The following is a 13,727-nucleotide window of genomic DNA, read 5'->3' on the forward strand; positions in this document are numbered from 1 at the left end:
GGCTCGGCGCTACATCGGCTGCACGAACACTGTAGAGCCGAGCCCATGCTCGGCTCACACCAGCGTTCGGCGGCAGGAATCAATACACGTCGCGGCGGTAGCGCCCGTTTTCCAGCAGCGTTTCCACCGCTTCATCACCCAGCGCAGTACGCAGCACCTGGTCCACGCCTTCGGCCATGCCCTGCAACGACCCACAGACATGGATCACCGCACCGCGCTGCATCCAGTCGCGCAGCGCATCGACGGCCGCACGCAGGCGATCCTGCACGTAACCACCCTCGCCATCGCGCGAGAACGCCAGGTCCACCCGCGTGAGATGGCCATTGGCCTGCCAGGCTTCGATCTCGTCGGCGAACAGGAAGTCGTGTGCGCGCTGGCGTTCACCGAACAGCAGCCAGTGCCCGCGCTCGCCTGCGTGGGCAGCTTCGCGCAACAGGCTGCGCAGCCCGGCGATGCCGGTGCCGTTGCCGATCAGCACCATCGGCGCGCCGCTGACGCGATGGAAACCGGGGTTGCGATGCACGCGGGCGACGATGCCGGCACCGATCGGTGCATGCAACGACAGCCAGCCCGAGCCCAACCCGGCGCGACCGGAGGCGTCATGCACCAGCCGCACCACCAGCTCCACCACGCCGTCATCCGTGCAGGAGGCGATCGAATACTCGCGGCTGGGCAGCAGCGGCAGCCCGGCCAGCCACAGGCAGGCATCCTGCACCGCCAGCGCGGCATCGGCCTCGGGCAGCTCGCGTTCACTGGCCAGTGCCAGCAGCGTGCGCGGATGGCCATCGACCAGCAGGGGCTGCAGCGGATCCAGACCGTGTCCCTTCAGCACGGCACCGGCATGCCGCGCGTTGTGGCGGGGTGCGATGTGCAGGATGTCACCCGCCTGCCACTGCACGTCGGCCGGTGCGGCAAGACGGATACGCCAGATGGCTCCGCCGACGCTGCCCGGGTTGAGGTGGTCGCGGCCGAGCAGGCGCCACTCATGCATCTGCGTAGCCGCAGGCAGCACGCTGTCATCGGTGACGATGCCGGTGAGCGTACCCAGCTGCTGCTGCCATTGGCGCAATGCCGGCACCGAAGCGGCATCGACATCGATGCGCTCGAACAGCGGGCGCGCGCCGTTGCCGATCAGCCAGCCATCGAACTGGCGGCCGAAGCCGCAGTAATGCGGGTACTGGCGGTCGCCCAGCGCGAGCAGGCCGAACTGCAGGCGCGACAGGTCCAGGCGTTGTGCGAGCAGCAGCCGCGCCGCGCGGCGCGTGGCATCCGGTGGCTCGCCGTCGCCGAACGTGCTCAGCACGAGCAGCGCCTGGGAGGTGGCCTGCAGCGTCGCGGCACCGACGCGGGCCAGCGATAGCACCTGCACCGCATGACCGGACGCCTGCAGCTGCGCGGCCGCACGCCACGCCAGTTGTTCGCCCAGTCCGCTCTGGCTGGCATGCACCACCAGCCACGGCGGACTACGGCCATCGGTGGTCGTGGCCGGCAGCGCGCGGCGCAGCCCTCGCGCTGCACGCTGGCTGCGGCGGCGGTCCAGGTACAGCATCCAGCCGGTGATGAAGAACAGGCTCATGCCCAGGCTGCTGAGCATCACCACCACGCGCCCGGGCACACCGAAGTAGCTGCCCGAATGCAGCGCGAACACGCTGGTGGCCAGCTGTCCGCCCGCGCCCTGGCGTGCGTACGGGCGGGCATCGAGAACCGCGCCGCTGGCCGGATCGAGCTGCAGCAGGTCATGCGCACGGTCGTGGTGGCCGCCGCGCTGCGACGGATCACCGGCCATCACCCGCACGTTCAGCGCCTGCCCCGGCTTCTCCGGCAGGCGCAGGTCGATGAAGCCGGTGCGCACGCCGGGTAGCGCGTACAGCGTGGCCTCGATGCGATGGACGTCCAGTGCCGCGTCGGCGGCAACCGTGTGCTTTGCCGCCGGCGCCACACCGAGCAGCGTGTTGGCCGCGTTGCGGTACCAGTCAAACGACCACCACAGGCCGGTCAGCGCACTCATCAGGTAGATCAGCAGCACCCAGGTGCCGACCACCGAGTGCAGGCTCCACAGGAAGCCTCGGCCGCTGCGCGTCCACTCCACCGCCAGCCAGCTGCGCCAGTGCCACCAGCGTCGTGGCCAGCGCAGGTAGAGACCGGACAGGGTGAAGAACAGCAGCGCGATTGCACAGCTGCCGGTGATCCACTTGCCGCGCTCACCGGCAGCGAGGTGGCGATGCAGGTCCTCGACGACGTCGAAGAATGCCTGCCCGCGCAGGGCGCTGAAGCGCTCGCCGCTGTACGGATCGAAGTACACCCAGTGTTCCTTGCCGCCGGCAAAGCGCGCGACCGACGGCCGCTGTCCGGTCGCATCCACGCGCAGGCGTTGCAGGGGGCGCTCGCTGCCAGCCTGCAGCAACGGCACCAGTTCGCTGAGTGCAAGGGGATGCTGGCCGTCCGCATGGTGCTCGGCGATCTCAGCGAAGCCAGGATTGGCCGCGCGCAGCAGCTCGTCCTCGAAGGACAGCATGGCGCCGCTGAGGCCCATCAGGGCCAGGACGGCACCGGCGGTAATGCCCAGCAGCCAATGCAGTTGGAACAGGACGTTCTTGAACATCGAAGGAGAGGGGCCCGGGAGGCTGCCGCCCGCATCCTGCGCAACAGCAAATGAGAATTAGTCGCGGAATTCTCCGCGGCGCCCCGGCTGCGGTCAAGCAGGGGTTGCCGGCCGGGCTGCGCCCGGCACCCGCGGTAGTGCCGGCCGCTGGCCGGCAACAGCACAAACAGTGGATTTTTAGCAGGTAGGCGGGGTGGGTCCGGTTGCGGGGGACGCCATGAACCCGTCCATGGAGGCTCGGTCGCGCCATCCATGGCGCTCACGCCCCCTCAACCGGACCCACCCCGCCTTCGACAGTTTCCTGCGATCTGTCGGAACGGCGTTCTGCTTTGGTGGGTGCCGACCGTTGGTCGGCACGGGGTCTGATTCCGTTCTGAATATCGATATCTGACAGATGTGTCGACCAAGGTCGACACCTACCAACAGCCGCCGGAATCTGTCGAAGGTGGGGCGGTGTGGCTGTGCAGGACCGTTGGCGCCATGGATGGCGCCATCGAGCCCCCACGGACGGGTTTACGGCGTGTCCTGCACAGCCACAGCGCCCCGCCATCCCACGGAAAGCCCGCTTTGGCTGTTGCCGTTGCATTGAGCAGGGTGCAGGGCTCCAAGCCCTGCAAAAACACCCTCACTTCACCCAGCCGTCGATCTCGCCGTGGGCGAACGGCCCCAGCTTTGCCTTCACCCGCCGCCCCTGTGCATCGAACAGCACGCTGTAGGGCAGCAGGCCCTGCGTATTGCCCAGTTGCACGCTGGCATCGCCTGGCCCCGGCGTCTCGACCACGATCGGGTAGTCCACCGGTACCCGCAGCAGGAAAGCGCGCACGTCGTCCGGGGCATCCAGCGCAATGCCCAGCACCTGCACACCGTTGTCGCCCTGGGCTTCGGCGAAGCGGGCCAGTTCGGGCATCTCTTCCACGCAGGGCGCACACCAGCTGGCCCAGACATTGATCAGCAGCGGCCGGCCGGCGAAGCGGGCGCGCAGGTCCAGCGGTTGTTCCGCCAGGTCCGGCAGGATCAGCGCCGGCAAGGGATCACCCACCTGCAGGGCAGGCTTCACGGCCGTCGCTGTGGAAGCCGTCGTTGGCGCGGCCGGTGCAGACGGGCCGGGTGAGAATCGATGCCCGGCCCACAGGCCGAGGCCGGCGGCCAGCACCGCTGTCCACAGCAGCGCTGGCCGTTGCCACTTCATCGTGCGGTGCGCAGCAGCGCTTCCTCGACCACCGCCTGGGTCAACAGGGTCGGCAGCACGGTCGGCGGCGCACCCGGGCCGTACACCACGTACAGCGGCACGCCCACGGCCTTGTGCTCTTCAAGGAACGTGGTGATCTGCGGGTCGACGTTGGTGTAGTCACCGCGCATGTACACCGCGTTGGTGCGCTTGAGCAGTTCCTTGAACTCCGGCCGCGACAGCACGGCACGTTCATTGGCCTTGCAGCTCACGCACCAGTCGGCAGTCATGTTGACGAACACCACGCGGTTGTCCGCACGCAGGCGGTCCAGCAACTGCGGCGAATACTCGACCACGTTCTCGCTGGCGGCCTGTGCGGCCCGCGCCGGTGGTGCCAGCTGGGTCACGCCCCAGGCAGGAACCAGCGCGCCGATCGCCAGCAGCACGCCGAGCAGGGTCACCGCACGCGAGCCGGTCCAGCGATTGCGCTCGAACAGCCACAGGCCGAAGGCGAACAGCAGCAGGCCACCCAGCACCAGTGCCATGCCGTCCACGCCGCGCTGTTTGCCCAGCACCCACAGCAGCCACAGTGCGGTGGCATACATCGGGAAGGCCAGCACGTGCTTGAGCGTTTCCATCCACGGGCCGGGCTTGGGCAGGCGGCGTGCCAGCGCCGGCACGAAGCCGATCAGCAGGAACGGCAGCGCCAGGCCCAGGCCGAGGAACAGGAATACGGTCATCGCCTTCAGCGGCGGGGCAATGAACGCGTAGGCGATCGCCCCGCCCATGAACGGGCCGACGCAGGCGCTGCCGACCAGGCAGGCCAACGCACCGGTGAAGAAATCGCCGGCCGGCCCGCTGCGGCTGGCCAGCGACTGGCCGAGGTTGCCGATGCCACCGCCGAGGGTAAACACGCCGGACAGGCTCAGGCCCACCGCGAACATGATGTAGGCCAGCGCCGCCACCACGCCCGGGTGCTGCAGCTGGAAGCCGATGCCGACGGCGTTGCCGATCGCGCGCAGGCCCACCATCAGCGCGCCGATCACCGCGAACGCGACCAGCACGCCCAGCGTGTACCAGAGGGCATGGCTGCGTGCCCGCTCAGGGCTTTCGCCACTCTGCGCCAGGCTCAGCACCTTCAGCGACAGGATCGGCAGCACGCAGGGCATCAGGTTCAGCACCAGGCCACCGGCCAGCGCCAGCAGCAGCACCCAGACGAACGAACGGTCCGGGTTCGGGGTTGTCGCCGGTGGGCGCGTGCGCAGTGCGTTGCCATCGCGCGCGTCGGCGGCGAACTCATTGCGCGCACCCTCACTGCCGCTGGCGGCGGGAGTGGCAATGCCGTCGTTGGGGACGGTCGGCAGCAGGCGCAACGGTGCGCCGTTGGCGGATTCACGTGGCACGCCGGCGGCGGGCAGCGGGCTGATCACCTCGTTGCGCGCTGGCGCCTGGTCAATGCTGGCGGACAGCTTGCCAGCGGGAATCGACAGCTTCACCCGGCGGGTCATCGGCGGGTAGCAGATGCCATCGGTCTGGCAGCCCTGGAAGGTCACCACCAGGGTGCTGTCGACGGCATCAGTGACAGTGCGGCGCAGCGGCAGCGGCACTTCCACCTGGTTGAAGTAGACCGAGACATCGCCGAAGTGCTCGTCGCGATGCGATTGCGCGGCTGGCCAGCGCGGCTTGCCGGCCAGCACGCCGGCGCTGCCTTCCAGCTTCAGCGAGGTGCGGTCGCGATACAGGTAATAGCCGGGCGCTGGGCTGAAGCGCAGCAGCAGGGTGTTGCCGTCACTGGCGATGGCATCGAAGCCGAACGCCTGTTCCGACGGCAGCGGCAGGGCCTGGCTGTTGTTGGCCGCGCCCGGCAGGCGCAGGCCACCGCTGTTGCCGGCACCGGCCAGCGGGTTGTTGAACGGGCTGGCCGCACCGGCACGCGCGGCAGGCACCGCCGCCGCCGCACCGGCGCCCGGCAGGGTGACCTGCACCACGCGCTTCTGCGGCGGGTAGCAGACACCGGCATCGGCGCAGCCCTGGTAACGCACTTCCAGGCTGATGGTGCCGGCAGCCTCGGACGGCGTGCCGGGCAGGGTGGCCTGCAGGCGCTCGCGATAGGTCTCGACTTCGCCGAAGAAATCGTCGTGGTGCTTGTCGCCCTTGGGCATCTGCAGCGCGCCGGCATTGAAGGCCGGGTCGGCCTTGACGCTGGTGCGGTGGCGATATAGGTAATAGCCCGGTGCGATCTTGAACTGCAGTTGCACCTGGCCCCGTTCGGGGGCACTGGCGGTCAGCGCGAACGCCTGGTCCACCGGCAGCAGGTCCTTCTCATCCAGCGCGAAGGCCGGCAGCGAGAGCCACAACAGGGCGCACAAGGCGGCGCCGCGCGCAAACAGAGTCTTCAATCAGTGTCCTCCCGGGTCTGTGCCCGGATCCAGTCCAGATACGCCGGCAGGCCGGCCCGGGTTTCGACCGCGATGCACTCCGGGAGTTCATACGGATGCAGTGCGACGATCCGGGCAATTGCGTCATCGACGCGGCTCGCGGTGGTTTTCACCAGCAGCTGCAGTTCGGCGTCGGTGGTCACCTCCCCCTGCCAGCGGTAGGTCGACTGCGCGCCATCGAGGCGGGTCACGCATGCCGCCAGGCGCTCGCCGACCAGCGCGTGCGCGATGCGCTCGGCACTGGCCCGGTCCGGGCAGGTGGTCAACAGCAGCAGGACGGGATCGACGGTCGACATGACCGCCGAGTATAGGGCCGCCGCCGGGTCAGGGCCCGGCGGCGGCAGTGGACCGCTGCGTTGCGCGGTCAGTTGGCCAGCTGGCAGGTGGCCGGCTTGGCCGAGGTGAACAGGGCCGGGGTTGCCCACTCGGGGTGGTCGATGAACGGGTTGCGGTTGCCCTGGAAGCTGTAGATCACGTCATTGCGCGCACGCTCGGCATCATCCGGCGGATCGGACAGGTGCCAGTCGATCAGCGTGGACAGCAGGCCCATGTAGGCCGGCGAACTGCTGGTCTTGACGATTTTGCTGCGGTCGTCGGTCAGCTCCAGGTCCGGCTCGGACTGGCCGGTGGCCGCATCCTTGCCGCCCTCGTAACGGATCGCCATGTACATCACCGCACGCGCCATGTCGCCCTTGCGCTTGCCCCACACCTCGAAGGTGCCGGTGTTGCCGTCCGGCGTGCGCACCCAGTTGGAGTTGCCCGGATAGCCGCCGCTGCCGCCGCCCTGGCCGTTGTTGGCCTCGGTGGCGCGCTCGCCGCAGTTGGCGTCGCACTTGCCGAACGGCTTGTTGCCACGGTCGGCGTTCCACTGCGCGTCGGTCAGGTACAGCATGTGGGTGTCGGTATACGGCGCGTACGGCAGGCCCTTGTCACCGGTGGTGGTGGCAAAGCCCAGCGAGTTCGGCCAGGTGTGCTCGCGGTTGTACTTCAGGCCACTGCCACTGCCGGCGCGATCGGTCACCTTGGCGTAGCTGTGGTTGCGATATGCATCGAGGATCCTGCCGGAATTGTTCGGATCCTCGTCGGCGATTTCCAGAATGGTCCAGGTACTGGTGCCCGAGCCGCTGTAAGGGTAGGCGGTGTGGCCCTTGATGGTGGCATGCAGCGAGCAGCGCAGCTGGCTGGGGCTGCTGGTGTTGACCTTGGAGTAATAGCCGGCCGGCACGCCCGGGTTGCCCGGGTCCGGATTGCCGCCGGTGCTGGCCACGGTGAAGGCGATGCGGCTGTCGGCGGCCGGGTGCGCGCCCTGCAGGTCGGTGATGCGCGCGGCGCGGATGTCGAAGCGGCAGGCCTCACCGGCCACCAGCGCAGTGTTGGTGGACAGCTTCACGCTGCGGCCGCTGGCCGGGAAGGTCAACGGCACGCTGCCGGAGGTGCCGCAGCTCAGGGCGAAGGCGCCACTGGCCAGGTTCACCGTCTCGCTGAACACCACTTCCAGGTCGGCGGCGGCCGGGAAGGTGCTGCTGCCCTGCGCCGGGGTGGTGGTGGAGACCGACGGCGGTGTGTTCGGGCCCGGGGTTCCGCCGCCACTGAAGGTCTGGCCGTTGTTGCAGCTGCCGAAGGTCTGCCTGGCCGACTCGGCCCAGGTGAAGTGGGTGTACTGGCTGCCGCTGCCGGTCAGCTGCAGCGAGGTGCCCGCGGCCGTGCTGTTGGTCTCGGCCACCGGGATGTTCTGGCTGGTCATGCCGGCGGCAGGGCCACCGGAGGCGGTGATGGCGCCCTCGTAGCTGAGGAACTGGACCACCTTGCCGCTGGCATCAACCAGGGCGATGCCGTCGTTGGGGCCGTTCTGGATGCCGTTGGTCGGGTAGTTGACCACGGCGATGGTCGCGCTGCCGCAGCCGGCGGCGGTGCCGGCCGGGACCGGGTTGTTGGCGTAGACCGCGGCCGCCGAAGGATTGCTGCCGTTGTAGAGGTAGAGGCGGTAGCCGGACAGGTCCTCGCCGGCGGTGGCGACCACTTCGATGGCTTCGCCGACGTCACCGGCGGCGGTGCTGTCGTCGTAGTGCAGTTCGTTGATGAAAACCTCGGCCTGGGCCGGCGCGGCGGCCAGTGCCAGCAGGCAGGCGGCGGCAAGCGGGGACAGCAATCGCATCGACTACTCCTTGTGATTGGGAATGCCTGACCGAGCCTAAGGCCGATCCAGTGACACTTTGTCGTAAATGAACGTCAGATATCTGACAGTGCGACGCTTGTCACCGAAATTGTCCAAGACCGACGCCTTGGCCGAGGCGCGCGGGCGGAAAAATTTTTTCATTCCGCCCTTGAAAGGGGGCGGCGGGGCTCCATCTCTGCCCTGCTCCCGACGTTGTCGGGTTTCTTCACGTGCGGTTCTGGCACTCGCTTGGGGTGAGTGCTAACATCGCCGGACTTTTTTAGACCAATCAATCACTTAAGAGGTCTCCTATGAGCATCAAGCCGCTGCACGACCGCGTTGTGGTCAAGCCGATCGAAGCCGACGAAATCTCCGCCGGTGGCATCGTCATCCCCGACTCGGCCAAGGAAAAGTCCACCAAGGGTGAGGTCGTGGCCGTCGGCCCCGGCAAGCCGCTGGACAACGGCAACGTGCGCGCGCCGTCGCTGAAGGTCGGCGACAAGGTCATCTACGGCCAGTACGCCGGCAGCTCGTACAAGAGCGAAGGCGTCGAATACAAGGTCCTGCGCGAAGACGACGTGCTCGCCGTCATCGGCTGAGCCCCGGCGCGACCTGTTTCAACCTGATCCCAAACTCCCAGCCGCCGGGCATCGTCCGGCGCTACCAATGAGGTAAATGCAATGGCTGCCAAGGATATTCGTTTCGGTGAAGACGCCCGTTCGCGCATGGTGCGCGGCGTCAACGTTCTCGCCAATGCCGTCAAGGCCACCCTGGGCCCGAAGGGCCGCAACGTCGTGCTGGAAAAGAGCTTCGGCGCGCCGACCATCACCAAGGACGGCGTCTCCGTCGCCAAGGAGATCGAACTGGCTGACAAGTTCGAGAACATGGGCGCGCAGATGGTGAAGGAAGTTGCTTCGCGCACCAACGATGATGCCGGCGACGGCACCACCACCGCCACCGTGCTGGCCCAGGCCCTGATCCGCGAAGGCGCCAAGGCCGTTGCCGCCGGCATGAACCCGATGGACCTCAAGCGCGGTATCGACAAGGCCGTCTCGGCCGCCGTCGCCGAGCTGAAGAACATCTCCAAGCCGACCGCCGACGACAAGGCGATCGCCCAGGTCGGTACCATCTCGGCCAACTCGGACGAGTCGATCGGCCAGATCATCGCTGACGCGATGAAGGAAGTCGGCAAGGAAGGCGTCATCACCGTTGAAGAAGGCTCGGGCCTGGACAACGAGCTGGACGTGGTCAAGGGCATGCAGTTCGACCGCGGCTACCTGTCGCCGTACTTCATCAACAACCAGCAGTCGCAGACCGCTGACCTGGATGACCCGTTCATCCTGCTGCACGACAAGAAGATCTCCAACGTCCGTGACCTGCTGCCGGTGCTGGAAGGCGTCGCCAAGGCCGGCAAGCCGCTGCTGATCGTGGCCGAGGAAGTCGAAGGCGAAGCGCTGGCCACCCTGGTGGTCAACACCATCCGTGGCATCGTCAAGGTCGTGGCCGTCAAGGCCCCGGGCTTCGGCGACCGTCGCAAGGCGATGCTGGAAGACATGGCCGTGCTGACCGGCGGCACCGTGATCTCCGAAGAAGTCGGCCTGTCGCTGGAGAAGGCCACCATCAAGGACCTGGGCCGCGCCAAGAAGGTGCAGGTCTCCAAGGAGAACACCACCATCATCGACGGCGTCGGCGACAAGGCCAACGTTGATGCACGCGTGGCGCAGATCAAGACCCAGATCCAGGACACCTCCTCGGATTACGACCGCGAGAAGCTGCAGGAACGCGTGGCCAAGCTGGCCGGCGGTGTTGCCGTGATCAAGGTCGGCGCCTCGACCGAAATCGAAATGAAGGAAAAGAAGGATCGCGTCGACGACGCCCTGCACGCGACCCGTGCGGCCGTTGAAGAAGGCGTGGTTCCGGGCGGCGGCGTTGCCCTGGTCCGCGCGATCACCGCGCTGGCCGGCCTGAAGGGCGCCAACGAAGACCAGAACCACGGCATCCAGATCGCCCTGCGCGCGATGGAAGCCCCGCTGCGCGAGATCGTGGCCAACGCCGGTGACGAGCCGTCGGTCATCATCAACAAGGTCAAGGAAGGCACCGGCAGCTTCGGTTACAACGCCGCCACCGGCGAGTTCGGCGACATGCTGCAGTTCGGCATCCTGGACCCGACCAAGGTGACCCGTTCGGCGCTGCAGAACGCCGCCTCGATCGCTGGCCTGATGATCACCACCGAAGCCATGGTTGCCGAAGCTCCGAAGAAGGACGAGCCGGCCATGGGTGGCGCCGGTGGCATGGGCGGCATGGGTGGCATGGGCGGCATGGACTTCTAAGTCCACGTCCCCCGGCGGTCGTTGCCGACCCTGGTCGGCACGCCCTCCCGATGCAAGGAAGAACCCCGCCGCAAGGCGGGGTTTTTCGTTGCCCGGTTGCCGCCGCAGCAGCGCATCGCTACGCTCGGTGGCCATGCCTACCTCCTTCATCGTCGTCGACGACTTCCTTTCTCCTGCCGATGCGCAGGGGCTGCGCCAGGCGGCGCTGGGCCTGACCTATCCGGTGCAGGAGGGTGCATTCCCCGGCCGCAATTCGCAGCAGCGGCTGGAACTGGATGGGCTGTCCGGCGCGGTCTCGCGGCTGGTCAACGAACCGCTGCGGCCGGTCAACCCACTGCAGTCGCACGGCAAGTTCCGCCTTACCCTGGCCGGTGACACCGGCCGCGCCAAGGTGCACGCCGATCACTCGCACTGGTCGGGCATCCTCTACCTGAGTGCACCGGAGCACTGCGAGGGCGGCACCGAGTTCTTCCGCCACCGCCGTACCGGCACCGAGCGCATGGCCCTGGATGCAGCGGAGCTGGCCGCATTGGGCTATGCCAACGGCGGCGACATGCATCGTGACATCATCGAGCGCGACAGCAACGACGACAGCCAGTGGGAAATGACCATGCGCATCCCGATGCGTTTCAACCGGCTGGTGCTGCTGCGGCCCTGGTTCTGGCATACCGCCGGGCCAGCGTTCGGCGACCGCCCGGAGAATGGCCGGCTGGTGTACCTGATGTTCTTCGAGCAGGCGCGCTGAGCGGAGCAGGCATCCACGCGTGAGGTGGATCCACACGCCATGCATGGTTGCTCCCATCCCTCCGCACTCCCCGCCCAGGGATCATCGCGCCTTCATTCGACGAAGGCCTTCGCCGCGCCGTACTCCCACTGCCATGGCACGCCGGTATCACCCAGCACGAACGCCACCAGTGCCGGGAAGGTGGCCTCGGCCCGTACATCGTTGCCCAGGATTACCACGCAGCGTTTGTGCCGCTTGATGCACACCAGGGTGTTGCCGACCGCATCGTCGTGGCCGCCCTTGTAGAAGCCTGCACCCTGGGGGCCACGGAAGGTCACCACGCCCAGGCCCGCGGCCAGATCCCGGTGCTGCTGCGCAACGGGCAGCTCCGGCTGCAGCGTTGGGAACTGGCTGGCGGTGGTGATCGGCAGCTGCGGCCGCACCAGTTCCCTGCGCATTGCCGCAGACAGCCCATCGCCGCGCACATAACCGGCGGCGAAGTGGGCCATGTCGGTGATGGTGGTATCCATCGATCCTGCCGCCCGCACACGGCTGCGTTGATCGTGCGGCTCTGTATTGCCTTCGACGGTCCAGCCATCGGCCAGGTTGCCGGCGAAATCCGCGCGCCACGACATGCTGGTGCGCGCCATGCCGAAGCGATCGAACACGCGCTGCTGCATCAACGCACCCACATCCTCGCCCAGTCGCCCACGTTCGATCACGAACTGCAGCAGGATCAGGCCCTCGCCGGAATAGCCGTAGCGGCTGCCGGGCTCGAAGTGGAACTTCAACCGGCCATCCGGTTCGAGAAAGCCGAAGTTGGCAAAGCCGCTGGCGTGATTCAGCAGCTTTCGCGGCGTGAGCCGGCGCCAGCGTGCATCACTCGCCAGCACGCTGTAGTCGGCGTACTTTTTCGGTTCGGGCGGGTAGTCTGGCAGCGGCACGTCCAGAGCTGTGGCGATGCTGGCATCCAGATCGATCACCCCGTCCTGCGCCAGCTGTGCGACCAGGTGGCCGAAGGCCATCTTGGTGAGCGATGCGGCATACATCACGGTGTCGGTGCGCAGCGGCTCGCCTGCGGCGTTGCGTTCACCGTAGGCGGCCACATGCACCACCTTGCCGTCATCGATCACCGCCAGCGCCATCCCGCGCGCATGGGCCGCCTGCATCAGCCGCCGTGCTTCGGCATCGATGCGAGTGGGCGAGGGCACGGGTGGCGGCGCGGCCAGTACCGCCAGCGGGAGCAGCGTCAGCAACATCAGGGTGGCACGGCACATGCGTGGAACTCCTGGTGGGGCGCACGGTGATGCTACGCCGGGCTGCCGCTGGCGTCATCGCCAGATGTCAGCTGGCCTGCGGCCGGCGCAGGCAGATCCGCGCCGCGCCGGCACCGATGTCCACCTGGCCGCCGCGCATTGCATCGGCACCGAGGATCAGCGCCGGCCGGCCCTCCAGGCCGATCGCCTTGAACACCGGCAGTTCGCTGATGCGGACCTCCATCGACGGGTGCTGCCAGCCGCCGCCGGTCATGCCGGGCAGGGTGTACAGCCAGGTTGCCTGCTTGCCGCCGCCCAGGCCTTCGGTGCCCTTTTCACGCACCCGCACCCGCGCGTCGCTGCCGTCGGTGCGCAGCCCCAGTGCGCGGGCGGCTTCGGCGTTGAGGACGGTCTGTGCGGCACCGGTGTCGACCACGGCGATGGCGTCCACCGCAGGCGCGCCCAGTACAAGCGTGATGAAGCCGAACTGGCGCAGGCCGCCAGTGCGGCCGGGCAGCGCATTGGGCTGGCAACCCGGTCCTTCCAGGTTCAATCCGCCGGGTGTCCACAGCGCCAGTTGATTGCGGCCGAAGTCCCAACGGGTGTCCCAGCGCCCGGTCAGATCGTTGCCGATCAAGCCGTCGATGGCTGGATCATCATCCTTCGGCAACGATGACAGATCCACGTTCATGGCTTGGGCCTGCAGCTGCCAGCTGCCCAGCTGCCAGGACGTGCTGCGCATGCGCTGCAACCGCGCCGAAGCTGCACTCGCCCCTTGCGCCTGTGATACCTCTGCATCCGCATCCTCCAGGCCATAGCGCCGCACGACGCGGGCATCGACCAGCGTTGCCCCGGCGGCACTGTCGACCACGAAGCGCAGCGGTTCGGCGCGCCCGTCCAGCGAGACGGCCACCGCCGGATGACCGCCCTGCATCCACATCGGCAGGATGTGCGCGGCGGCGTTGGAGGCGAGCGCAGGCAAGGGAGCGGCGAACAGGGGCAACAGGAAGAGGCGCAAGGGAAGACTCCGCAGTGATCGTGGGTGACCATTGGC

Annotated in this window: 10 protein-coding genes; 3 read left to right on the forward strand and 7 right to left on the reverse strand. The window is 67.8% G+C overall.

Going from position 1 to position 13,727, the window contains the following annotated elements; all coding sequences use genetic code 11:
- Positions 1 to 79: 79 nt before the first annotated feature.
- From AC5P8R_RS00395 to AC5P8R_RS00415, 5 genes are all read right to left on the reverse strand, one after another.
- A complete protein-coding gene (locus AC5P8R_RS00395; RefSeq protein ID WP_495222891.1) occupies positions 80 to 2,602 on the reverse strand; it encodes a PepSY domain-containing protein in 2,523 nt (840 codons plus the stop codon).
- Positions 2,603 to 3,227: 625 nt separating this feature from the next.
- Positions 3,228 to 3,791 (reverse strand): TlpA family protein disulfide reductase, encoded by a 564-nt coding sequence (locus AC5P8R_RS00400; protein WP_126411418.1) that lies wholly within the window; start codon positions 3,789 to 3,791, stop codon positions 3,228 to 3,230.
- Positions 3,788 to 6,169, reverse strand: coding sequence for a protein-disulfide reductase DsbD family protein (locus AC5P8R_RS00405; RefSeq protein ID WP_014648596.1), 2,382 nt, complete (start codon positions 6,167 to 6,169; stop codon positions 3,788 to 3,790). The genes AC5P8R_RS00400 and AC5P8R_RS00405 overlap by 4 nt, the downstream gene beginning before the upstream one ends.
- Positions 6,166 to 6,504 (reverse strand): divalent-cation tolerance protein CutA, encoded by a 339-nt coding sequence (cutA, locus tag AC5P8R_RS00410; protein WP_014648595.1) that lies wholly within the window; start codon positions 6,502 to 6,504, stop codon positions 6,166 to 6,168. Before cutA ends, AC5P8R_RS00405 begins: the two co-directional genes overlap by 4 nt.
- A 68-nt stretch (positions 6,505 to 6,572) precedes the next feature.
- A complete protein-coding gene (locus AC5P8R_RS00415; RefSeq protein WP_014648594.1) occupies positions 6,573 to 8,363 on the reverse strand; it encodes an endonuclease in 1,791 nt (596 codons plus the stop codon).
- A gap of 311 nt (positions 8,364 to 8,674) precedes the next feature.
- On the opposite strand from AC5P8R_RS00415, the gene AC5P8R_RS00420 reads away from it, so the two are divergent.
- The 3 genes from AC5P8R_RS00420 to AC5P8R_RS00430 all read left to right on the forward strand — a co-directional run bounded on the left by AC5P8R_RS00420 (position 8,675) and on the right by AC5P8R_RS00430 (position 11,438).
- A complete protein-coding gene (locus tag AC5P8R_RS00420) occupies positions 8,675 to 8,962 on the forward strand; it encodes a co-chaperone GroES (RefSeq protein ID WP_005411227.1) in 288 nt (95 codons plus the stop codon).
- An 81-nt stretch (positions 8,963 to 9,043) separates the two neighbouring features.
- Positions 9,044 to 10,693: a chaperonin GroEL gene (gene groL / locus AC5P8R_RS00425; RefSeq protein ID WP_005411226.1), complete on the forward strand. Its 1,650-nt coding sequence runs from the start codon at positions 9,044 to 9,046 to the stop codon at positions 10,691 to 10,693.
- Between the two features lie 133 nt (positions 10,694 to 10,826).
- A complete protein-coding gene (locus tag AC5P8R_RS00430) occupies positions 10,827 to 11,438 on the forward strand; it encodes a DUF6445 family protein (RefSeq protein WP_032958237.1) in 612 nt (203 codons plus the stop codon).
- Between the two features lie 92 nt (positions 11,439 to 11,530).
- Here the strand turns inward: AC5P8R_RS00430 and AC5P8R_RS00435 are convergent, their stop codons facing one another.
- Together AC5P8R_RS00435 and AC5P8R_RS00440 are read right to left on the reverse strand one after the other, a co-directional pair.
- A complete protein-coding gene (locus tag AC5P8R_RS00435) occupies positions 11,531 to 12,694 on the reverse strand; it encodes a serine hydrolase domain-containing protein (protein WP_495222892.1) in 1,164 nt (387 codons plus the stop codon).
- Positions 12,695 to 12,761: 67 nt separating this feature from the next.
- The gene (locus tag AC5P8R_RS00440) at positions 12,762 to 13,691 is read right to left on the reverse strand and encodes a retropepsin-like aspartic protease (protein WP_169411501.1); all 930 of its coding nucleotides are present in this window, start codon (positions 13,689 to 13,691) and stop codon (positions 12,762 to 12,764) included.
- Positions 13,692 to 13,727 lie beyond the last annotated feature (36 nt).

This window comes from Stenotrophomonas sp. YJH_SMC_73 (assembly GCF_059370155.1).

Coding starts and splice junctions, on each gene's coding strand:
- AC5P8R_RS00430 (WP_032958237.1), top strand. CDS start 10,827: ATGCCTACCTCCTTCATCGTCGTCGACGACTTCCTTTCTCCTGCCGAT.
- AC5P8R_RS00420 (WP_005411227.1), top strand. CDS start 8,675: ATGAGCATCAAGCCGCTGCACGACCGCGTTGTGGTCAAGCCGATCGAA.
- cutA (WP_014648595.1), bottom strand. CDS start 6,504: ATGTCGACCGTCGATCCCGTCCTGCTGCTGTTGACCACCTGCCCGGAC.
- AC5P8R_RS00415 (WP_014648594.1), bottom strand. CDS start 8,363: ATGCGATTGCTGTCCCCGCTTGCCGCCGCCTGCCTGCTGGCACTGGCC.
- AC5P8R_RS00400 (WP_126411418.1), bottom strand. CDS start 3,791: ATGAAGTGGCAACGGCCAGCGCTGCTGTGGACAGCGGTGCTGGCCGCC.
- groL (WP_005411226.1), top strand. CDS start 9,044: ATGGCTGCCAAGGATATTCGTTTCGGTGAAGACGCCCGTTCGCGCATG.
- AC5P8R_RS00435 (WP_495222892.1), bottom strand. CDS start 12,694: ATGTGCCGTGCCACCCTGATGTTGCTGACGCTGCTCCCGCTGGCGGTA.
- AC5P8R_RS00395 (WP_495222891.1), bottom strand. CDS start 2,602: ATGTTCAAGAACGTCCTGTTCCAACTGCATTGGCTGCTGGGCATTACC.